The sequence below is a fragment of the Pseudomonas sp. P867 genome, assembly GCF_019891455.1.
GTDB classification, from domain to species: domain Bacteria; phylum Pseudomonadota; class Gammaproteobacteria; order Pseudomonadales; family Pseudomonadaceae; genus Aquipseudomonas; species Aquipseudomonas synxantha_A.
Genome location: NZ_JAFLXB010000046.1, coordinates 1 through 463, shown reverse-complemented (window position 1 = coordinate 463; position 463 = coordinate 1). Strand labels below are relative to the sequence as shown.

At 54.9% G+C, this 463-nt stretch carries 1 protein-coding gene; it reads right to left on the bottom strand.

What is annotated here, in order from left to right:
• Positions 1–463, bottom strand: a 463-nt coding sequence (locus tag J1G33_RS27765) for an immunoglobulin-like domain-containing protein (RefSeq protein WP_223019175.1), incomplete at both ends; no start/stop codon positions are given.

Below are 463 nucleotides of genomic sequence, written 5' to 3'. Positions count from 1 at the left end.
AGTGTCAGTTACAGTCGTGGTGACTTTATCGGTACCTGGAATCAGATTTTCAAAGTGCTCGCCGCCGGTCACGCCTTGGATGGCGGTAGTGACGGTTTGATCGCCTTTGTACACATCATCAGGAGCAATAACCGAAACGCTAGCGCTGGATTCGTTAACACCGATAGTGATGGTTTTGCCGTTATCCAAGGTGACAGTCAGCGGATTGGTGATGTTAGTCACCGGCGCACCGTTCTTATCCACAAGGCTGGCGGTGTAAACGATGTTGCCGCCTTCGCCGACGGTGGTGGTGGCGGTCAGAACTACGTCCACCTTGTCGATGGTGTCGTTGATCGTGGTGGTGGCGCCGTTGCCCGCGACTTCCAACTTCTCGAAGTTGCCGCCAGAAGCGTCAGTGATCTGGACCGTCTGGGTGCTCTTGTCGATGAACACATCATCGGTAGGTGCAGGCACGGTCACAGTG